We start from the raw sequence: 20,652 nt of genomic DNA, 5'->3' as shown, positions 1-20,652 counted from the left end.
TCCCCCGGTCACCCGGCGACGGGCACGTGGTGGCGCCCGGCCGGTGTCTGGCGGGCCGTCGGCAGATGACGGTCCACGAATTCGGTGACGATCTCGACCTGGCGCAGGATGTCGTCGAGCTGGCAGGGTGTGGGGCTCACGCCGTGGCCCTCCAGGGCGCTGTTGCCGGTCTTGAGGTAGACGGGGGCGGCGACGCGGACGAACTCGGGTGCCTCGTAGGTGCGGACGAATCCGCCGGACAGTTTCGGGTTGTCGACATGGCAGTCCAGCGGGATCGCCACCGCCTCGCGGATGGCCGCGATCATCGGCAGCGGCAGATCGCGCACCGGGTTGAAGCTGTTGGCGCCGAGCATCTCCAGCATCTGGGCGGAGGCGGCGTTGCCGTGACCGCAGTGGGCGGAGATCTTCAGATGGATGTCGGCGGGCAGTTCGCCGGCGGTCCGCATCCGGTGCAGCACCCACAGCAGGCCCTCGTCGTAGACGACGAAGCCGCGCACCCCGGCCTCGACACCCCGCTTGACGTCCTCGATCGCCCGGACGACCTGCTCCTGCCCGCGCAGCCGGTAGCCAATGCGGGCGCCCTCGGGGGTCTGCACGCCCGCCCCGATGTCGTACGCCGCCCGCGGCCCGACCGACATCAGGATCTGGGCGCCGTACTCCTCCCCCAGTTCGGCGTACGCGCGCAGTTCGCGGGCCGTGTGGCGGTACATGCCCCGGGTCTCGGTGACGCGGTTGATGGTGAAGCCTCGGCGGCGGCTCTCCGACAGCAGCGTCTCCGCTGCCTGGGCGGAGTTGACGGTGGGGACCTCGATCCGGAAGTGGCAGCCGTCGTCGAAGGTCAGCTCGGAGTCCGCGACGGACTCCCCGTCCCCCGTGGGCAGTCCGAGCCGGCCGAGCTGGGCCCGGGTCTCGTTGAAGAAGGAGGTCACCGTACTCATCTCGTCACCTCGATCCCCAGCTGCTTCGCCGCCCGCGCGACGATCTCCTCCGCGACGCCGATCGAGGTCGCGTGGTCGGGGTGCACGACCTGGACCTCGCCGAAGTTGCCGAGATTGCCGCGGCAGGGCGTGAGGACGTCGCCGTCCGGGAGGTTCAGGGTCAGCGCGTGCAGGACCTCGCCGTACTCGTGCGCCCAGTCCAGGCTCGGCGGCGGCCCCGCCGGCTTGGGGACGCGGTCCGCGGCGCCGAACCAGCGGACGGTCGCGTAGCGGCTGAACGCGATCTCGCCGACGTCCACCTCCTCGTCCAGGTGAATACGGACGAGCAGCTCGAACGGGTCTCCTCCGCCGGCGAGTTGGAAGAGATTGGGCAGGCAGGAACCCATCAGGCGCGGGTTGAGTTCGATGAGCCGGGGGCGGCCGTCCTCCCCCAGCATGATCTCGACGTGGAAGATGCCGAGCCGCAGGTCCACGGCACGGACGGCCGCTTCGGCGAACTCCATGACCCGGTCGGACAGCCCGGCGTCGATGGCCGCCGGGATCGTGGTCCCCACCTCCAGCGCCTCATGCCGGTCCCAGGTCTTGCGCTCGCTGACGGCGAGACGGAGGAACCGGCTGTGGGAGAGCCCGATCTCGGCCGACAGGAACCGGCCGGTGAGGTACTCCTCGACGAGGACACCGTCCTGGTAGGGGGCCCGGCCGGGCCGCACGTGCCGCCACAGGTCCCACAGCCGGGCGCGGTCGTGGACGATGTGCGCGCCCTCGCTCGCCGAGCCTCTGGCCGGCTTGAGTACGACGGGGTAGCCCACCTCGGCGGCGAACGCGGCGGCCTCGACGTAGCCGCCGACGACGGCGTGCCGGGTGGAGTCGACCCCGGCCGCCGCGAGGGCCTCGCGGCAGCGGTGCTTGAGCTTGGCGGTCGCGGCGCCGTGGGCGCTGGTGAACGGGATGCCGAGTTCCTCGGCGATCCGGGCGACGGGGACGACCAGGGCGTCGACGGTGGCGACGAAACCGTCGATCGGCCGCTCCTCGTGGAGAGTGGCGACGCAGGTGCGCAGCGTTTCGACGTCGGTGGCGTCGTCCAGAACGTGCACCGTGTCGACGTACTCCTGGTAGGGCGAGGTCGTGAAGTCGATGTGCTGGGACCGCTCCATGCGCAGCGACCGGATCAGCGTCACCTCGTGGCCGAGCCGCTTGGCCGCCCGGAACGCCGGGGCGTTGCCGGTCTTCCAGGTCACGAACACCACGTGTCGGCGCCCGGCGGCCGGATGCCCACTGACGGGGCGCCCACTGGCCGGGGTCCCACTGGCTGCGTCTGTCATCGGACCTTCCTTGTGAATCTCTGGCCTATGCGGACGAAGCCCGGGGTGCCGGTCCCGGGCGTGGGGATGAAGGAGATGGATCCGGCGAGGACGTTCTTCTGCGACATGGAGGTGAACCCACCGGCTCCGGAGGAGACGAGGTCGCCCTCGTCGAGGAGCTGCCAGCCGCCGTCGCGGCGTCGCTCGGAGTAGGCGTACCGGAGCCGCTCGGGTCCCGGCAGCACCTCCAGCCGGTAGCCGTCGGAGGCGTAGACGCCCACGCAGTCGTCGAGCTCCATGTCGAAGCCGCGCCCGGTGCGGATGAGGCCCTCGCCGGTGAAGGCGCGGAGCAGGTCCTCGTACAGGCCGAAGGCGGGGTAGGCGTTGGCGAGGAGCAGGAGGAAGGAGCGCTCTTCGGGGAAGATCTGGATGAAGTTGTGGTGGCCGCTGCCGTTGGAGTTGAAGCCGAAGGCGGTGGGTCCGAACATCAGCCAGCCCAGTCCCCAGGCGTGCATGAAGTGATGGCCGGGGACGTCGATCTGCGGGGTACGCATCTGCTCGGCCAGCCCGGCGGACAGCAGCCGCTCGCCGCTCTCGGTGACACCGTCGTTCAGGGCGAGCAGGGCGATACGGGCGAGTTCGGGGAGGGTGAGACAGATCGAGAACGATCCGGCGGCGTCGTCGGCGATGGTCTGCGGCCCGGGTGCGTGCCGTTCGTACCGCCCGTTCGTCTCGCTCCACAGATATCCGGTGGATACGGCGCCGTAGTGGGCCTCCGCCGTTCCGCTCTGCGGGATCTCCTGGATGCCGAGCGGGGTCAGCAGCAGCTCGTTGAGCGCCCGCCGCCAGGGCAGGCCGAGGAGCTTCTCGATCAGAGCGGCGACGATCGAGGTGGCGCACGCCGAGTAGGCGAAGACCTCGCCGGGTTCGAAGAGCTGCCCGTACGCGCGGAAGGTCGCGAGGTAGTGGTCGAGGTCCGGGTGGTCGGTGTCGTGCCAGACCTCGTAGGAGTCGTCGATTCCGCTGGTGTGGGAGAGGAGTTGACGAAGCGTCACGGACACCGTACGGCCGTCACGTCGTACGAACGCGTGCGGAAGATGACCGTCGAGGGGGTCGTCGAGGCCGATCAGTCCCCGGTCGACGAGGCGGAGCGCGACGAAGGCGAGGAGGGCTTTGGTGACACAGGTGACGCGCTGCCGGGAGGCGGCGGTGCGGGCGGGGCCTGCCTCCGTGTCGTCCATGCCGTGGTAGGTGAACTCCAGTGCGCCATCGGCGTATACGGCGACCGCGGCGGCGGGGACACCGTGCCCGTGCGCGGATTCGTGCAGGGTCCGGGCGACGGCCTTCAAGCGCGTGACGGTGTCAGTCGCGGGCTGGCCGGCGGGCGTCCGCTCGCGGGCGCGGCGCAGCAGCGCGGCCTGGGCGGCGAGGGTGCGGTTCTCGTGGATGTCGGCCACGCGGATGGTCGCCCCGCTCTCGTCGCCCAGGCGGGCGGCGAGCAGGGTGGCGAGCAGCGAGTGGCCGCCGACGGAGAAGAAGTCGAGGTCCGGGGCGAGTCGAGAGAGGCCGAGGAGGTCGGTCCAGACGCGGGCCACGACGGTCTCGTCCGGGTCGTCGCCCGCGTATCCCGTACCGTCGGCGGTTCCCCAGTCGACCGTCCGTGCGGCCAGCGCCTTGCGGTCGACCTTGCCGTTGGGCAGCCGGGGCAGCCGGTCCTCGACCACGATCTTCGCGGGCTGCATGTAGTGCGGCAGCTTCCGGCGCAGGTGGGCGCTCATCGTGTCGACGGTGACGGGGTCGCCCTCCAGACCGACATGGCAGACGAGGAGGGTGTCGTCCCCGCGGCGCACCGCGAGGGCGGCGACATCGCGCAGGCCGACCGTCTCCCGTAGCACGGCCTCGATCTCGCCCAGCTCGATCCGGAACCCGCGCACCTTGACCTGGGTGTCCTTGCGGCCCATGAAGCGCAGCTCGCCGTCCTCGGTCCACAGCGCCAAGTCGCCCGTGCGGTACAGGGTGTTGACGCCGGGGCGGGCGAGACAGGCCGGGGCGGGCACGAAGGCCGCGGCAGTCCGCTCCGGGTCGTTGATGTATCCGGTGGACAACCCGGCGCCGCCCAGGTGCAGTTCACCGATCGCGCCGCGCGGCACCGGGCGGCCGGCGGGATCGAGCAGGTACGCCACGGTGTTGGGGAGCGGCACGCCGATGGTTGGCTGGTCGGTGAGCGGCCCGGTGAAGCACTTCCACGTCGAGTACGTGGTGTCCTCCGAAGGCCCGTACAGGTTGAAGACCCGCCGTGCGGAGGTGCTGTCGAAGGCCGCGTTGACCAGTTCCCTGGCGAGCGGTTCGCCCGCGACGTTCAGGACGACGGTGCACGGCGGCACGGCGGAGCGCTGGAGCAGCACGTTGAGGGCGCTCGGCACCGTGTTGACGAGGGAGGGCCGCAGTCCCGGGTCCTCCGTCAGCGCGAGCACGTTGTCGACGACCACGACGCAGCCGCCCATGGTCAGCGGGCACCAGAGCTCGAACACCGACAGGTCGAAGTTGAGGGAGGTCGCGAACAGCACACGGGAGACGTCCTGTTGGTCGTACGTGTCCCACGCCCAGGCCAGCAGTGCCACCACGTTGCGATGGCTGATCACGACGCCCTTGGGCAGCCCGGTCGACCCGGAGGTGTAGATCAGGTGGGTCGCGTTCTCGGGACTCACGACGACGTCCACGGGGTCGGGCCGCTCGCCCCGCGCCTTCTCCCGCAACTCGGTCCAGGACAGCGGGGTGGCGCCGACGGAGTGGAGCCACTCCCCCGCCCCCGCCGGGTCGTCGAGGACCACGGCGGTCATGCCGGCCGTGGCCGCGATGCCGGTGAGCCGGTCGGCAGGGTAGGCCGGGTCCAACGGGACATACGCGCAGCCCGCCTTGTGCAGGGCCAGCAGCAGACAGACGGTGTGGTGGGTGCGGGCCGTCGAGACGCCGACCCGTGCGCCGGGCTCGACGCCGTGGGCGAGCAGGGCCCGGGCGATCCGGTTGGCGGTCGCGTCGAGTTCGCGGTACGTGAGGACGGCGCCCCGCCACTCCACGGCGGGCGCGTCGGGGGTCCGGGCGGCCTGGGCCTCGATGTGTGAATGCAGCGAGGTGTCGCGCGGGAAGGGCCGGGCCGTGGCGGTGGTCTCGTCCAGGAGGAAACGGGTCTCCCGCTCGGAAAGGTTCAGCTCGTGGACCGGCGTGTGTGGGCGGCGGGCGCCGTCCAGGAGCAGGGCCTGGTGGTTGGCGGCCATACGGGAGACGACCTCATGGGGGAAGCGGTCGGGGTCGTAGTGGAGGGTGAAGCGGGCGGCGGGGGCGACTTCGAGGAGCAGGTCGAAGTCCCTTGATATGACAGGGAGTCGGCCGGATCCCGAACCGCTGAGGAAGCCGACGCGCAGTCCGCTGCCGAGGTCCACCGTGCCGCGGGGCCGCGGCTGCTGTTCGAGGGAGACGACCAGGTCGGCGAGACAGGTGTCGGCGCCGACCCGGGAGCGGATGACAGCCACACCTGCCGGGTCGACCACCCGGCCCAGCGCGATGTCGTTCTGCCCGCTGTAGCGGTGGATGAGGACGGCGAACGCGGCCAGGGACAGCTCGGTGAGGTACGCGCCCGCCTCCAGGGACCAGGAGAACACCGCACGACGGTCACCGGTGCTGTCGCCGTTTCGGGCGACGGGCATCCGGAGCGCGGGCACGGCACCACCGGCCGGGGGTTCGGGCTTCCGCGCCGCGTGCACCGCGACGGCGAGCGTGTCATCCACGGGCTTGACTCCCTTGTTCCGTACGGGACTTGTGTGGCGCGCGAGGCGTCCAGGAGGGCGGGCCGAGCACAGGGCGCGCACCCGGGGCCGGCGGCATGGGCGTACCGGAGAAGCGGTCGCTCACACCGTCGCCGGGACCGCCCTCGCCTTGTCGCGCCGTCGGGCCAGCGCCACCACCGACGGCATCGCGGAGCCGAGCGCGGCGAACCCGGCGGCCATCACCACCCACCCGGCCGTGCCGTGCTCGATCGCCAGCCAGGTCAGGAGGGCGGGCGCGAGCATCTTGCCGATGTCGGCGCCCATGGCGTACGTGCCCTGGTACTGGCCCTGGACGCCTTCCGGGGCGAGCCCGAAGGAGATGCCCCAGCTGCCGGCGGACTGCCTGACCTCGCCGAGGACATGGGCGAGCGCGCCGAGGACGAGCAGGGCCGAGGCGAGCGGTGCCGGAGCGCCCTCGCTGAGGGCGAAGACCAGGCAGGCGGCGCCCAGGCACCAGGATCCGGCGCGGGAGGCGCGTGCCGCGCTCGCGGGTTCGTCCGTGTCACGGGCGGCCCTGACCTGGAGCAGCACCACCGACACGGTGTTGGTGAGCAGGATGACGGCGATCATCCAGCGCGGGGCGTGCGTGTGATGCAGGACCCAGAGCGGGAGGACGACGTCCAGGAGGAGGTTGTGCATGGACAGCAGTCCGTCGAGGACGACGAAGGCGAGGAAGGGGCGGTCGCGCAGCACCACGAGCGCGGGGCCCGGCCGGGCGGGCTGCGGGGGTACCGGCGGGAGCAGCAGGGTGAGCAGTCCGGTGGTCAGATAGGTGAGCGCGTTGAAGACGACGGCCGCCCGGTACGCCGCCGGGGTCCCCACGGCGAGCAGGGCGCCCGCGATTCCCGCGCCGACCGACACGCTGACGTTGCTCGCGGCGCGCAGATGGGCGCGGACTCTCACACGCTCGGCGGCCGGGACGAGTCCGGCGATCATGGCCATCCGGGCGCTGCGGCTGGCACTGTAGGCCACCGCCTGCACGGACATGACGGCCACGTACGCGCCGAATCCGTCGACGACGAGGAGCGCGGCGGTCAGCGGCCCGAGCGCCACGAAGGACCAGATCTGTACGGCGCGGGGGCCGACGCGGTCGGCGAGGTGTCCGGTGGGGGTGCTCAGCGCCAGGGCCACCGCGGCGGCCGCCCCGGCGCCGAGCCCGAACTGACCGGGCGACAGCCCGAGTACGGCCGTCGCGTAGACGGCGTTGAGCGCCATCCACAGGCCCTGGCCCAGGGTGTGCACCAGGGTGATTCCGGTGAGGGTGCGGGCGGGGCCGCGCGGCGGGAGGACTCGGCTCAGCACCACCGCACCGCCTCGCGCGTTCCGCTCCACGTCAGGGTCTCTGACATCGCACCGCACCTCTCGTTCAGCGCCATTGCCAACGATGAGTTCCGGAACCCGGTCCCCGGGATCTCCGAGCGGAACCAGAATTCCGTACGCATTGAATTCTACACACGTTGACTTCGACGGCAAACCCGCGCGGCGCAGAGATTCCTGACGTACCGTCAGAACAGTTTGGTGCCCTTGAGCCTCGCCTTGATCGCCTCGCGCCCGTTGCCCAGGACCAGCCGGCGCACCACGGGGTCCGCCTCCGTGGCGGCCCAACGGAGCATCTTCAGGAGGGTCTTGGGGCTGGGGTTGATGAAGCGCACCTCACGCTCGGCGTACCCGAAGTGCTTGGGCACGAAGTCGGCCGCCAGCAGCCGTTCGTACAGCAGGTCCGCCGCGTCCGGGGCGCTCACGGCACCGGCCTCGACGGCCTCGCACTGCTTGACCATCGTCTCGTAGAGCTCGGCGAAGCCGTCGTGGTCGGGCCAGTACAGGCCGGGGTACGGGACGTCCTCCAGGTCCACGAAGTGGCTGTCGCGGCCGTCCTTGCGGAACTTGGTGAGCGCGGTCTGCATCCGGTACACGCCCGCGTTGGCGCCCCAGGCCCAGATCCTGAAGACCGCGCTCCACAGGTCGTAGTCGCACCAGGAGATGAAGGCCGAGTTGACCAGCGAGTCGTTGTAGTCGAACAGCGACTGCTGGAGCCGGTCCACCGGCGCGAACCGTTCACCGGAGAAGTCGTCGTCCTTGACCGCGCTCAGCAGCCGCCAGGCCAGCACGTTCAGGGCCTCGGTCGTGTTGGACAGGCCGCGCGAGAAGAGCGGGTCGAGGAAGCCGGCCGCGTGCGAGAGCAGGAACCAGCGGTCGCCCGCGGTCTGCTTGGAGGAGTACTGGAGGCGTCCGGTCGAGGTCCATTCCCGTACCGCCTTCATGCCCTCGAACTGCCGGACGATGTCCGGGAAGGGCGCGGCGAGCCGGTGGAAGTCCTCCTCCGGGCTCACCCCTTCCGGCTTGGGGAAGCGGCGCGGGTCGACCGTCATGCCGACGCTGCACAGCGGGTTCTTGGACCACTTGTTGTTGTTGAAGCCGATCACCCAGGCCCAGCCCCGGTCGAACATGTGGTGGACGGTGCCCTCGTACCAGGGCACGGGCGGTCGCTGGCTGTCCGGGAGGTGGTCGAAGAGCCGGTCGGTCGGAGTCAGGTCGACGACGTGGTTCCAGATCGAGCGGGAGTGGTGCTTGAACCGGCAGGGGTCCTCCCGCAGCCCGAACTTGTCCGCGACCGGGGAACGGAATCCGCTGGCGTCGACCAGATAGCGGGCCCGGTACTCGCCGTCCTTCCCGGCCAAGGTGACACCCGAGCCGTCGAAGTCGATGTCGGTGACGAAGAAGTTCTGCCGGGCCTTGCAGCCGTACTTGACCGCCACCTGGAAGAGGTACGAGTCGGTGTCCTGGCGGAACAAGTGGGCTGCCTCGTGCAGCAGTTGGGGCGGGGTGTTGAACTCGTTGACCTCGCGGGGGTTCTGCGGGGCACCCTCGTGGTGGAGCAGGAACCCGAAGTGCCGTTTGACGCCGAAGCGCGGCCCGATCGTCCGGGTGGTGTCGGTGAACGAGGCGAGCGCGGCGATCTCCGGCACGTCGTAGCGCTCCGCGAGGGTACGCAGCGACACCAGGGTGAACGGGATCGTCGACTCGCCGATCGCGAACCGCGGATGCGAACCGGCGTCCAGCAGCAGGACTTTGGCCCCGTTCCGCGCCAGGATCGCCCCGAGCAGAGATCCGGCGACGCCCGATCCGAGGATCGCGACGTCGTAGGTCTGCTTCTCCAGCTCGGTCGCGCTCTCCCGTTCGGTCCTCTTCTCCCAGTCGGTCTTCTTCTCCCGTTCGGTCTTCTTCTGCGGCTCAGAGTTGCCCGTTGGTTTCACGTGCTCTCTCCTTGTCGTCGGTCGGACAGGACTGTGGCCGGCACACGGCAGCCGTACGTGCCGTGCGACCGTGCGGCCGGCACGGGGAGACCGCGCGGCCGGGCCCTCGTCCGCCGGACGGACCCGGCCGCGTCAGCGAGGGCGGCGCGCGCCGCGCAGACGCTCCCTGATCAGCCCGCCCATGGCCCCCTTCAGCAGGGCGCCGACCTCGTCGGGAGCGTCGGCGCGAACCCACCTGGCGGCCTGCACGATGCGCGCGGGAGTGTTGTGGAAGAACCGGTCGGCCGGGTCCCCCAGGCCGAGGGACGGCGGAAGGTAGTCCGCCTGCCGGATGGCGTCGAAGATGCGCTCGGCCGCCGCCCCGGACGTGCGTGCGCCGGCCTCCACCTCCTCGCACAGGGTCCGGGTCAGCGGCCCGAGGCCGTTGTAGTGCGCGCTCCCGGGGAACGGCGATCCGGGGTGCCGGGTGTCCTCCAGATCCCGGAAGACGGAGTCGTCGCCGCTCCGGCCGTACGCGGCACACGCGTTCTCCACGGCGAGCGCGCCGAGCACGGTGCTCACCGTCCAGGTCCGTACGACGGCGTTGAACAGCTCGAAGTCGCGGAAGGACACGAAGGACGCGTACGCCAGATCGTCGTGCGCGTCGAAGAGGGCCTGCTGGAGGTCCTCGACGTACTGGAACCGCTCGGTGGACCAGTCGCCGTCGCGCGCCGCGTCGATCAGGCGCCGGCCGAGCGCGTTGACGACCTCAAGGCTGTGGGCGAGACCGCGCGAGTAGAGCGGGTCGACGAAACCGGCGGCGTGGGCGGTCAGACAGTAGCGGTCGCCCACGACGCGCTTCGAGGAGTACTGCAGCCGCCCGGTCGAGGTCCAGGGCCGGGACGGCACGGCATGCGTGAACTGCCCTGCCACATCGGGGAATCGGCGGAGGAACGCGTCGAACTCCTCCTGCGGCGACAGTCCGGAGACGGGGTGCCTGCGCGGGTCCAGGGTGAGGCCGACGCTGCACCGGCTGTTGGCGGAGTGCGGCTGGTTGTCGAAGGGGATGACCCACAGCCAGCCGCCGTCGAAGACATGGTGCAAGGTGCCCTGGTGCCAGGGGCTGGGCTGGTCGTGCTGCCGCCCGGCCGGCGTCTCGTCGTACGGGGTCACGCCCGTCATGTGGGTGAAGAGCGTGCGGGAGTGGTGCCGAGCCCGGCTCGGCTCCTCCCGCAGCCCCAACTCCCCTGCCAGCGCGGCCCGATGACCGCCCGCGTCGACCACGTACCGCGCGGCGAACTCGTCGCCGCTCCCGGTGCGCAGGGTCACTCCGACGTCCGGGTCGATGTCCACACCGTCCACCCGGGAGCCCGTGCACACCTCGGCCCCGTACTGCCGTGCGACGCCCAGCAGATAGGCGTCGACGTCCTGCCGGAAGAGGTGGGGCACGGGCGGTACGACCGAGGGGTTGACGACCTGGTAGATCTCCCCCGGGTGCTGGCGCAGCCGCTCGCGGTGGTGGACGAACCCCATGTTCCGCATCACCCCGCAGTTGGCCGACACCTTGCCCTGAACCGCCTTGAGACTGGTGAGGTGTTCGACCTCGGGCACGCGGTAACGCCGGGCGACCACACGGGCGAGAGCCGCGGTGTACGGAACCATCGACTCGCCCACCGAGAAGCGCGGGGACGTCTCCTCCTCGACGAGAAGCGTCCGCACCCCGTTCCGCGCGAGCACCGCCGCGAGCAGTGAACCCGCGAACCCGCCACCGATCACGGCCACGTCGTACACCGTGCGCGAACTGTCCTTGCCGGTCACGTCCACGTGCCTCACCGCCGCTCGGTGGCCCAACAATTCTTGACGCGTTGAATTCTACACATGGTGACTTAGCCGGTAAAGGCCGCCGACGGCACGTCCGTTCGGTGTGGAGGTTGACGCACCACTGGGCGCCTGACCAGGCATTTTACGCAGCACCATCTACTATGCACGCGGTGTATACACGCCATGTATAGTCTCGGCATGCCTACGCAGATCAAGAACACGCCTACGCAGATCAGGAAGACGAATAGACCGGGGCTCAGGTTGCGTGCGGCGGCGATCTCCGCGGTCGTCGCGCTGGCCCTGCCCCTGACGGGGTGCACGACCCTCCACACCACCGCGCCGAGCGCCGCTCGCGCACAGGCCGCGGCCGGTGCGCCGGCGAAGTTCGGAACCGTGGACTGCCGGAAGGCCAAGTGCATCGCGCTGACCTTCGACGCCGGGCCGAGCGAGCACTCGGCCCGGCTGCTCGACATCCTCAAGGAGAAGCAGGTCCCGGCGACCTTCTTCCTGCTCGGCAAGCGGCACATCGAGAAGTACCCCGAACTGGTCAAGCGCATGGCCGCCGAGGGGCACGAGGTGGCCAGCCACACCTGGGACCACAAGATACTGACGCGGATCACGCCGGAGCAGATACGCGAGGAGCTCAAGAAGCCCGACGACGCGATAGAGAAGCTCACCGGGCACAAGCCGACGCTGATGCGACCGCCGCAGGGGCGGACGAACGACACGGTGCACAAGATCAGCCGCGAGCTCGGGCTCGCCGAGGTCCTGTGGAGCGTGACTGCCAAGGACTACCAGACGAGCGACCCCAAGCTGATACAGAAGCGCGTCCTGGAGCAGTCGTCCCGCGACGGCATCATCCTGCTGCACGACCTCTACCCGGGCACCGTGCCCGCGGTGCCCGGGATCATCGACGCGCTGAAGAAGCGGGGCTACGTGTTCGTGACCGTGCCGCAGCTGCTGGCGCCGGCGAAGGCCAAGCCCGGTACGGTGTACCGCCCCTGACAGACTGTCAGTCGAAGTCTTCCACGGGGAATCAGCCGAGCCGGACCGGCAGTGTCCGGTAGCCGTGGCCGATGAACGACTCCGCGAGCCGGGCCGGCCCTTCGGAGGTGTCGAGGCTCAGCCCGGGGAAGCGCTCGAAGAGGGCCGGGAGCGCGACTGACGCCTCCAGGCGGGCCAGCGGGGCGCCGATGCAGTAGTGGACGCCGTGGCCGAAGGCGAGGTGCTCCTTGTCGGCACGGGCGATGTCGAAGCGGGCCGCGCTCTCACCGTGCCGCAGGGGGTCGCGGCCGGCCGCCGCGTACGTCGCCAGGATCGCGTCGCCCCGTGGGATCAGCGAACCGTCGGGGAGCTTGATGTCCTCGACGGCGTACCGCAGCGGAAGGTTGGCGATCGAGGGGGCCCAGCGCAGGGTCTCCTCGATGACGTCGTTCCAGGGGATCTCGCCGCCGAGGACGCGGGCGAGCTGGTCGGGGTGGCTCAGCAGGGCGTGCACCGCGTTGCCGATCAGGTTCACGGTCGTCTCGTGACCCGCGCCGATGACGAGGAGCAGCGTGTCGATCAGCTCGGCCTCGGTGAGCCGGGAGCCCTCCTCGTCGCGGGCTGCGATCAGGGCGGTCGTCATGTCGTCGCCGGGCCGCTCGCGCTTCAACGCGACGAGTCCGGCGAGCAGTTCATGGACCTCCTGGTAGGTGGCCATGGCCTGTTCGGGGGTGATGGTGGTGTCCATGTTGGCCTCGATGAGCCGCGCGATGTCGGCCCGCTTGTCCTCGGGCAGGCCGAACAGCTCGCAGATCACCCGCATCGGAAGCGGGTGCGCGTACGCGGACCGCAGATCGGCCCGTCCGCCGGGCGCCTCGGCCATGCGGTCGAGGAGGGTGGCGGCGAGCTCTTCGACGCGGGGCTTCAGGGCGTCCGTACGGCGTTTCGTGAACGCGGGCGAGACGAGCTTGCGCAGCCTGCGGTGGTTGGCGCCGTACGCGGTGAACATGTTGGTCACACCGACCCAGAGGGTGATCCAGCTCTCGCGGTACTCTCCGTCGATCCACGCGGGCCAGTGCTGGTTCGGGTCCTTGGAGACCCGGTCGTCGGCGAGGAGTTGTCTGAGGATCTCGTACTGGGTGGGGGCCCAGGCCCGTATCCCGCCCGGGAGTTCGACGAGGGCGACGGCACCGCGCTCGCGCAGCCGGTCCGCCTCCCCGTGGAGGTCGGCTCCTGCGGGGTCGATGACATAGGGCTGGTCCGGCACGTGGTCTCCTGTCGCGGGGTCGGTCACCAGGCGAGGTGCAGCGCCTCGGGCGATCGGTGGATCATCGTGGGACGCATGATAACCGGGGAGTGGTCCCCGGAAAGCCGCAGTCCCGGCAGCCGGCGTGTCAACACCTCCAGCATGATGCGGAGTTGCTCGCGCGCGAGCTGTGATCCGGGGCAGCTGTGCACGCCGAAACCGAAGGCGAGATGGCGGCCGGGGGTGCGGGTGATGTCGAACTCGTCGGGCCGTGGGTGGCGCGCCCCGTCCCGGTTGGCCGCACCGAAGGCGACGAACACACTGGAGCCCGCCGGGAGTTCGGTGCCCGCCAGGGTCACGGTACGGGTGGTGACGCGACGGAAGCCCTGGAGTGCCGTGTCGTAGCGCGCGGCCTCCTCGACGGCCGCCGGAATGCGGTCGGGTTCCGCGCACAGGAGCTCCCACTGGCGCGGATGCCGCAGCAGGTGCAGCACCGTGCTGCCGATGAGCGCGGTGGTGGTCAGATGGCCCGCGATGAGCAAGTTCTGCAGATGCGCGACGAGTTCGTGCCGCTGATCGAGCGTCAGCTCACCGTTACCGGGGGCGAGGGAGTCGATGAGTTCGTCGGCGAGATCCGCACCCGGACGGCCGCGACGCTCGCGTATGAGCGCGTCGAGGATGTGCTGCATCGTCACGACGTCCTGGGCAGCGGCCACTTGCCCGTCCTCGTCGAGCGGGCGGAACAGCAGCTCTTCGGCGCGGTGGCCGCCGTGGACGACGGCGGGTACGTCTTCGGGGTCGAACCCGACGATCCGCCCGATGACCTCGCCCGGTAACCGCCGCGCGTACGCGGACATCAGCTCGACGTGACCGTCCTTGGCGAAGGCGTCGACGAGGGCTGCGGCGCGCTCGGCGGCGTACGGGAGGGCCGCCGCGACCCGCGCGGGCGACAGGCCCCGGACGATCGGGGCGCGCAGCTCCTGGTGCCGGGCCCCGTCGGAGGTGACGACGACCGGACGGCCGCCGAATCCGCCGCCCAGCACGGCCAGCGCGGCGGGCGACGGCAGCACGTCGGGCGTGAGCGCGTTGGCCGACGAGAAGTCCTCCGGCCGCCGCAGCACCTCCCGTACGTCCGCGTCCCGGGCCACCAGCCAGGCGTCCAGCTCGGGCACCTGGACGAGCCCCTCCGTCCCACGTGCCCGCGTGTAGTGCGGGTAGGGATCGCGCTGCAACTCGTGGAGCCTGCCGTGCAGTTCATGGTCCACGGGGACGCCCTCCGGCCATGGGTGCGGGGTCGCGCTCATGGTGCCGCAGGGTGGGGCGGGGTGGTAGGGCGCCTTTGGCCAAGAAAGGTCAACGAGGGTCGAGAAGAGACGGAGGTGCGGTGTCAGAACACGACGGTCCAGCCCTCGCGGGCGGCCTGCTGGGCGGTGTACGAGACGCCGTGCACCTTCAGGCCGTCGGCGCCGAGCAGGGTGATCTGGCCGCCGCTGTTGCCCAGTTGGACACCGTCCGCCAGGGAGGCCGACAGGCTGGCACCGGGGGCGAGCTGCCCGGCGGGCACCGGGCAGGTGTGGCCCAGGCGGTCGGCGATGCGCCAGCCCGTGAGGTCGACCGGGTCGGGTGAGGCGTTGATCAGCGTGACGTTCTCGGATTCGGGCGCCGGGCCCCGCGGATTGACCAGGGCCGCGATGATACGCACCGGCTGGCTGCCCGGTTCGGGGCGGGAGCCGCCGCCGTCCGGGACGATGGTGTGTCCGGTGACGTCGTCCGTGTGCCAGGACTGGCTCTGGAAGGCGAGGAAGACGCCGACCCAGCGCGACTGGGCCGGGAAGTGGATCAGCAGTCCGCCGTCCTGCCAGACCCCGTCGTCGTCCTGGAAGCGGGCGCTGTTGCCCTGGTTCATATGGATGTCGTGCACGCCGTTGCCGGGCAGGAACCCGAAGACCTTGTCCCGGACGCTCGGCTCCGGGCCGAAGCGCTCACCGAAGATGTACAGCCTGGCGGCCGGGTCGTCGACCGCGCGCCGTACGTAGTGGTCGAGCAGATCCGCCAGGTCGTTGTCGGGACCCTGTACGTCCGGAGGCAGCGTGCGCATCTTCGCCGGGTCGAAGAGGTTGCCCCGCACGAAGTCGAGGTTCGGGCCGCCGGGTCCGGGCGGCAGCGTGTTCCAGCCGGAGGCCAGGCCCTCCAGGTGCGCGGTGACCGGGTGCTGGAGGTCGTCGTTGACGAGATAGAGCAGCTCGGACGGCCGCTCCTGCGACTTCACGTTGACCGACGCCCGGTAGTGCGTCCCTTGGTCGTCCGTCAGATGGATCTGGTAGTGCGGGCTGTCGGCGGAACCCTCCCTGCGGGTGTCGACCGCCCGTGTGACCAGTACGCCGTACGCCTTCAGCGGCATGGTGACCAACTTCCCCGTGGGGGCGGGCGCCGTTGCTCGCCCCATGAGGGAAATGGTAGGGCGATGACGCCCGATATCGGGTGGTTACGTGAGAATTCACTTGGGGTTCGCCTGCCTACGATCACCTGGTGGTCCTCTTCCTGCTGCAACGCGAGTCTCCTCTGCCCGTCGACCGGAGCTGGCGGCGCCTCACCGACTGGCCCCGGCACGCGGACGTCGTGCCCCTGACCAGGGTCACGGTGCTCACACCGCCGCCGACACGGGTGGGCACCTCCTTCGTGGCGCGATCGGGGGTGGGGCCCGTGGCGTTCGACGACCCGATGGAGGTCGTCACCTGGCAGCCGCCGCGGGACGGCGGCCCGGGGCGGTGCCGGCTGGTCAAGCACGGCACGTTCGTCACGGGGTGGGCCGAGATCGAGGTGCGGCCGGTGGACGGTGGGGGCTCACGGGTGGTGTGGCGGGAGGACCTGAGGGTGCGGTGGCTGCCCGGGGTCGCCGACCGGCCGCTGCGGTGGGTGGCGCGGTGGATGTTCGGGCGGGCGGTGGAGGGGTTGCTGCGACATGACGATGGAGACGGGGACGCCGGGCACACCTGACCGGGCGAGGCAGCCGCCCGGCCGGGGAGAAGCCGCCGCCTGACAGAGGCGGGACTGCCACCCTGCCGAGGCGAGGCCGCCTCCCTTCCGAACGTCAGCGCAGGATCGGCGGATTGGCGAACCGGACCAGTTCCAGGGCCTGCTGGGGGAACCAGTCCCCCGCGTCCGGGTCGACCGTCCCGCGCTCAGGGTCCTCGGGCCCCGCCGTACCGCGCAGACACAGCCCGTCCGACTCACCGGGCGTCTTGATCCACAGCCGGGCGTCCTGCAACGGGTCACCGGTGCGCAGGGTCGGGCGGGCACCGAGGCCCCGGTTCGGCGGATTGCACCAGTCCTGCGCGTCGGTGTACTTGCCGGCGGGCGGAGTCCAGGGCCCCTGCCCGTTACGGCTGGAGTCGGTGACGAAGTGCTTCATCCGCGACGGGGGCGTCTTCACATGCGTGCCGAGCCAGGCCTGCGCGTCGGCCCGTGGCCACCACTGATGCGGACACTCGGCGACGTCACCGCCCCCGTCCACATACGCCAGACACGATGAAATCAGCTTGCCGTACCAGGAGTTGGCGTCGTCGGTGTTGTAGTTCGAGGCGTTGGTGTAGAAGCCGGAGGCACGTGCGACGCCGCCCTTGATCAGCCGCGGCACGATGGAGTTGACGGTGTGCCAGCCCGGGTGCCCGGTGTCGAGATAGACCCGGGTCCCGGCCAACGGCTCCAGCTTGTCCACCGCGTAGTTGACCTCCACGTACCGCGCGGCGGTCTTCGTCCCCTGCGCGTCGTCCTGCCCGCAGTCGGACGGCAGCAGCGCGAGGGCATCGGGCTCAAGGGTGACGAGGGCGTCACGCCCCCCGATCCCGCGCGCCACGGCATCGATCCACTCCTTGTACTCCGCCGTGTCGGCGGCACCGCCCGCGGAGTAGTTGGAACAGTCGCGGCCGGGGATGTTGTACAGCGTGAGCACGGGGATCGCGTCCTCCTTGTCCGCATCCCGCACGACATCGCGGATCAGCCGCTCCACCTGGGCGGGGCTCTGATCCCCGAACCACACGGCCTGCGGGGTGTTCACCATGGCCAGGACGCCCGCCGCGTCGAGGAATTGGCCGGCCCGGGCGAGTTCCAGGGCCTGGTCGTACGCCGCCGGGTTGGCGTCGGGGACATACAGCGAGGGGCCGCGGTCCACCGAATCCGCGGCGTGCGCCGATGGTGCGACGAAGAGGGCCGCCAGCCCGACGGACAGGGCGGCAAGCCATGTTGAGGTACGTCTCATCCGGGTTCACCCCTGGATCGCAACGGTCACGAGGGACTTGCGGGAGCGCTCCCACAGGAGATTCGTCGAGGGTCATGCTCGCGTCAATACAGATGACACGGATACAGCGGATGCGAATGCCGCGGACGGCGGACAGGGGAAGGGCCCGCCACGGTCTGCGGCGGGCCCTTCCCTCATGCCTACGGCGGTCAGGCCACCGACCCGATCCGCCCCACGGACGCCGACGCCCCCTCGTGGTGGATCGGGGTGTGCGCGCCCGTGAGCGAGACCCCGCTCCCCCCGCGCCGGTTGGCGACGATCTCCGAGGCGATCGACAGCGCCGTCTCCTCGGGCGTCCGGGCGCCGAGGTCGAGGCCGATGGGCGAGCGCAGTCGCGCCAGCTCCAGCTCGGTGACGCCGACTTCGCGCAGCCGGTCGTTCCGGTCGAGGTGTGTCCGGCGCGACCCCATCGCGCCCACGTACGCCACCGGAAGCCGCAGCGCGAGCTGGAGCAGAGGTACGTCGAACTTGGCGTCGTGGGTCAGGACGCAGAGCACCGTCCGGGAGTCGGTCTCCGTGCGTTCCAGGTACTTGTGCGGCCATTCGACGACGATCTCGTCCGCGTCCGGGAATCGGGCCGCCGTGGCGAAGACCGGGCGGGCGTCGCAGACCGTGACGCGGTAGCCCAGGAACTTGCCGATGCGGACCAGTGCCGAGGCGAAGTCGATCGCGCCGAAGACAATCATGCGCGGGGGTGGAACCGAGGACTCCACCAGCACCGTGAGCGGTGCTCCGCAACGAGAGCCCTGCTCTCCGATCTCCAGGGTGCCGGTGCGGCCGGCGTCGAGGAAGGCGGCTGCCTCGCTCGCCACCGTGCGGTCCAGTTCGGGGTGGGCGCCGAAGCCGCCGTCGTACGAGCCGTCGGGGCGTACGACGAGGGCGCGGCCCATCAGCTCCCCCGGGCCCGAGACTATCCGTGCGACGGCCGCCGCCTCGCCGCCCGCTGCGGCGGCCAGCGCCGTCGCGAGCACCGGGCGGGCGAGGTCGCCGGAACGGACCGGGGTGACGAGGATGTCGATGATGCCACCGCAGGTCAGGCCGACCGCGAAGGCGTCGTCGTCGCTGTAGCCGAAGCGCTCCAGGACGGTTTCGCCGTCCTCCAGCGCCTGTTGGCAGAGTTCGTAGACCGCGCCCTCCACGCAACCGCCGGAGACCGAGCCGATCGCCGTGCCGTCGGAGTCGACGGCGAGGGCGGCGCCCGGCTGGCGGGGCGCGCTGCCGCCGACGGCCACCACGGTGGCCACGGCGAAGTCGCGTCCCTGCTCGACCCACCGGTGCAGCTCTTCGGCGATGTCCAGCATCTCTCGGTCTCCTTAACAGCGGTTGCGTACGGGATTCTTGAGCGTCAGTGGACGCCCATCCAACTCTCGATCGGGTTCAGGGCGAAGAAGACGAGGAAGATCGCCGTCAGGCCCCACATGAACGCCCCGATCTCCCGGGCCTTGCCCTGGGCGATCTTGATGGCGACGTAGCTGATGACGCCGGCCGCGACTCCTGCCGTGATGGAGTACGTGAACGGCATGATCACCACGGTGAGGAAGACGGGGATCGCCGTGGCGCGGTCGGCCCAGTCCACATGGCGGGCGTTCATCATCATCATGGCGCCGATGACCACCAGTGCCGCCGCCGCCACCTCGCCGGGGACGATCGCCGTCAGCGGGGTGAAGAAGAGACAGGCCGCGAAGAACAGGCCGGTGATCACCGAGGAGAGGCCCGTGCGGGCGCCCTCGCCGACGCCGGTCGCCGATTCGACGAAGACCGTCTGGCCGGACGCACCGGCCACACCGCCGACCGCTCCGCCCGCGCCGTCGATGAACAGCGCCTTGGACAGACCCGGCATCCGGCCCTGCGCGTCGGCCAGGTTGGCCTCCGTGCCGACGCCGATGATGGTGGCCATCGCGTCGAAGAACCCGGCGAGCACGAGGGTGAAGACGATCATGCCGACCGTCATCGCGCCGACCTGGCCCCAGCCGCCGAACTCGACCTTGCCGAAGAGCGAGAAGTCCGGCATCGAGACGGCGCTGCCGTGCAGTTCGGGAGCGCCGCTGGCCCACTGCTTGGGGTCGATGACGCCGAGGCCGTTGAGGACGACGGCGAGGACCGTGCCGGAGACGATGCCGATGAGGATCGCGCCGGGGACGCCGCGCGCCTGGAGCATGAAGATCAGCAGCAGGGTCGCCGCGAAGAGCAGGACCGGCCAGCCGGCGAGTTCACCGGTGGGGCCGAGGGTGACCGGGGTCGCCTTGCCCTGGTGGACGAAGCCGGCCTTCACCAGGCCGATCAGCGCGATGAAGAGGCCGATCCCCATGGTGATCGCATGCTTCAGCGCCAGCGGAATCGCGTTCATGATCATCTCGCGTAGGCCGGTGACGACCAGGAGCATGATGACCGCGCCGTACATCACACACATGCCCATGGCCTGCGGCCAGGTCATCTGCGGGGCGACCTGCGAGGAGAGCACACCGGAGACGGAGAGTCCGGCGGCCAGGGCGAGCGGCACCTTGCCGACGAAGCCCATGAGAAGGGTGGTGAAGGCCGCCGCGAACGCGGTCGCGGTGATCAGGGCCTTCTGGCCGAGCATGTCCCCCGCCGCGTCCTTGCCGGACAGGATCAGGGGGTTGAGCAGCAGGATGTACGCCATCGCCATGAAGGTCGTGACGCCACCGCGCACCTCACGCGCGATCGAGCTTCCCCGCTGGGATATGTGAAAGTACCGGTCGAGCCACAACCGTCCGGCCGGGACACGGCTACCCGTGCCCGCGTCCTCCGCGGCGGTCTGCGGCTCCAGTGACTGCTGGGTCATGTGCCTTACTCCCAAGGTTCACAGGGACACCCGCGGAGCCTCTATCGGCTACGGGATTTGGGAAGGTGCTTCGGCTGCACGACCCGGGGGACGGCCCGAGACGAACTAAGGGATTGAGCGATCTACTGAGGGTGTTGCGTCAAGTGCCGTGAGCGGTGCGGTACTTGAGTACTCCGGGCGGCGCGGCGAAGTGTGACGTTCCCGG

Annotated in this window: 14 protein-coding genes; 2 read left to right on the top strand and 12 right to left on the bottom strand. The window is 70.5% G+C overall.

Annotated features, from left to right (window positions below; translation table 11 throughout):
* Positions 1–8: 8 nt before the first annotated feature.
* From OG975_RS37565 to OG975_RS37540, 6 genes are all read right to left on the bottom strand, one after another.
* On the bottom strand, positions 9–938 hold the full coding sequence (locus tag OG975_RS37565; protein WP_406333917.1) for a peptidase: 930 nt from the start codon (positions 936–938) through the stop codon (positions 9–11).
* Positions 935–2,260: an ATP-grasp domain-containing protein gene (locus tag OG975_RS37560; protein WP_406333916.1), complete on the bottom strand. Its 1,326-nt coding sequence runs from the start codon at positions 2,258–2,260 to the stop codon at positions 935–937. Before OG975_RS37560 ends, OG975_RS37565 begins: the two co-directional genes overlap by 4 nt.
* Complete coding sequence (locus tag OG975_RS37555) at positions 2,257–6,024, bottom strand: non-ribosomal peptide synthetase (protein ID WP_406333915.1); 3,768 nt, start codon at positions 6,022–6,024, stop codon at positions 2,257–2,259. The genes OG975_RS37560 and OG975_RS37555 overlap by 4 nt, the downstream gene beginning before the upstream one ends.
* Positions 6,025–6,144: 120 nt before the next feature.
* Positions 6,145–7,368 (bottom strand): MFS transporter, encoded by a 1,224-nt coding sequence (locus OG975_RS37550; RefSeq protein WP_406333914.1) that lies wholly within the window; start codon positions 7,366–7,368, stop codon positions 6,145–6,147.
* Positions 7,369–7,568: 200 nt separating this feature from the next.
* Positions 7,569–9,317: an NAD(P)/FAD-dependent oxidoreductase gene (locus tag OG975_RS37545; RefSeq protein ID WP_406333913.1), complete on the bottom strand. Its 1,749-nt coding sequence runs from the start codon at positions 9,315–9,317 to the stop codon at positions 7,569–7,571.
* 132 nt (positions 9,318–9,449) lie between these two features.
* On the bottom strand, positions 9,450–11,129 hold the full coding sequence (locus OG975_RS37540) for an NAD(P)/FAD-dependent oxidoreductase (RefSeq protein WP_406333911.1): 1,680 nt from the start codon (positions 11,127–11,129) through the stop codon (positions 9,450–9,452).
* A 186-nt stretch (positions 11,130–11,315) separates the two neighbouring features.
* Between OG975_RS37540 and OG975_RS37535 the strand changes: the two genes are divergently transcribed.
* Positions 11,316–12,122 carry a polysaccharide deacetylase family protein gene (locus tag OG975_RS37535; protein WP_406333909.1) on the top strand — a complete coding sequence of 269 codons (807 nt, stop codon included), beginning with the start codon at positions 11,316–11,318 and terminating at the stop codon, positions 12,120–12,122.
* A 31-nt stretch (positions 12,123–12,153) separates the two neighbouring features.
* Here OG975_RS37535 and OG975_RS37530 read toward each other — a convergent pair whose 3' ends face one another.
* The 3 genes from OG975_RS37530 to OG975_RS37520 form a co-directional block, all read right to left on the bottom strand.
* Positions 12,154–13,368 carry a cytochrome P450 gene (locus OG975_RS37530; RefSeq protein ID WP_406333907.1) on the bottom strand — a complete coding sequence of 405 codons (1,215 nt, stop codon included), beginning with the start codon at positions 13,366–13,368 and terminating at the stop codon, positions 12,154–12,156.
* Between the two features lie 23 nt (positions 13,369–13,391).
* Complete coding sequence (locus tag OG975_RS37525; protein WP_406336646.1) at positions 13,392–14,612, bottom strand: cytochrome P450; 1,221 nt, start codon at positions 14,610–14,612, stop codon at positions 13,392–13,394.
* A gap of 122 nt (positions 14,613–14,734) precedes the next feature.
* A complete protein-coding gene (locus OG975_RS37520) occupies positions 14,735–15,748 on the bottom strand; it encodes a DUF2278 family protein (RefSeq protein ID WP_406336644.1) in 1,014 nt (337 codons plus the stop codon).
* Between the two features lie 128 nt (positions 15,749–15,876).
* Between OG975_RS37520 and OG975_RS37515 the strand changes: the two genes are divergently transcribed.
* Positions 15,877–16,344 (top strand): SRPBCC family protein, encoded by a 468-nt coding sequence (locus OG975_RS37515; protein ID WP_406333906.1) that lies wholly within the window; start codon positions 15,877–15,879, stop codon positions 16,342–16,344.
* A 94-nt stretch (positions 16,345–16,438) separates the two neighbouring features.
* Here OG975_RS37515 and OG975_RS37510 read toward each other — a convergent pair whose 3' ends face one another.
* The 3 genes from OG975_RS37510 to OG975_RS37500 all read right to left on the bottom strand — a co-directional run bounded on the left by OG975_RS37510 (position 16,439) and on the right by OG975_RS37500 (position 20,447).
* Positions 16,439–17,605, bottom strand: a complete 1,167-nt coding sequence (locus tag OG975_RS37510) for a glycoside hydrolase family 6 protein (protein WP_406333905.1) — start codon at positions 17,603–17,605, stop codon at positions 16,439–16,441.
* Between the two features lie 188 nt (positions 17,606–17,793).
* Complete coding sequence (locus OG975_RS37505; protein ID WP_406333904.1) at positions 17,794–18,945, bottom strand: XdhC family protein; 1,152 nt, start codon at positions 18,943–18,945, stop codon at positions 17,794–17,796.
* A gap of 44 nt (positions 18,946–18,989) precedes the next feature.
* Positions 18,990–20,447 carry an NCS2 family permease gene (locus tag OG975_RS37500; RefSeq protein ID WP_406333903.1) on the bottom strand — a complete coding sequence of 486 codons (1,458 nt, stop codon included), beginning with the start codon at positions 20,445–20,447 and terminating at the stop codon, positions 18,990–18,992.
* Positions 20,448–20,652: the final 205 nt, after the last annotated feature.

Origin of the sequence: Streptomyces sp. NBC_00203, assembly GCF_045206325.1 — a bacterium.
GTDB lineage: Bacteria > Actinomycetota > Actinomycetes > Streptomycetales > Streptomycetaceae > Streptomyces > Streptomyces lutosisoli.
Note: the sequence above shows the minus strand (reverse complement) of the source record. Positions and strands in the feature narration are given on the sequence as shown.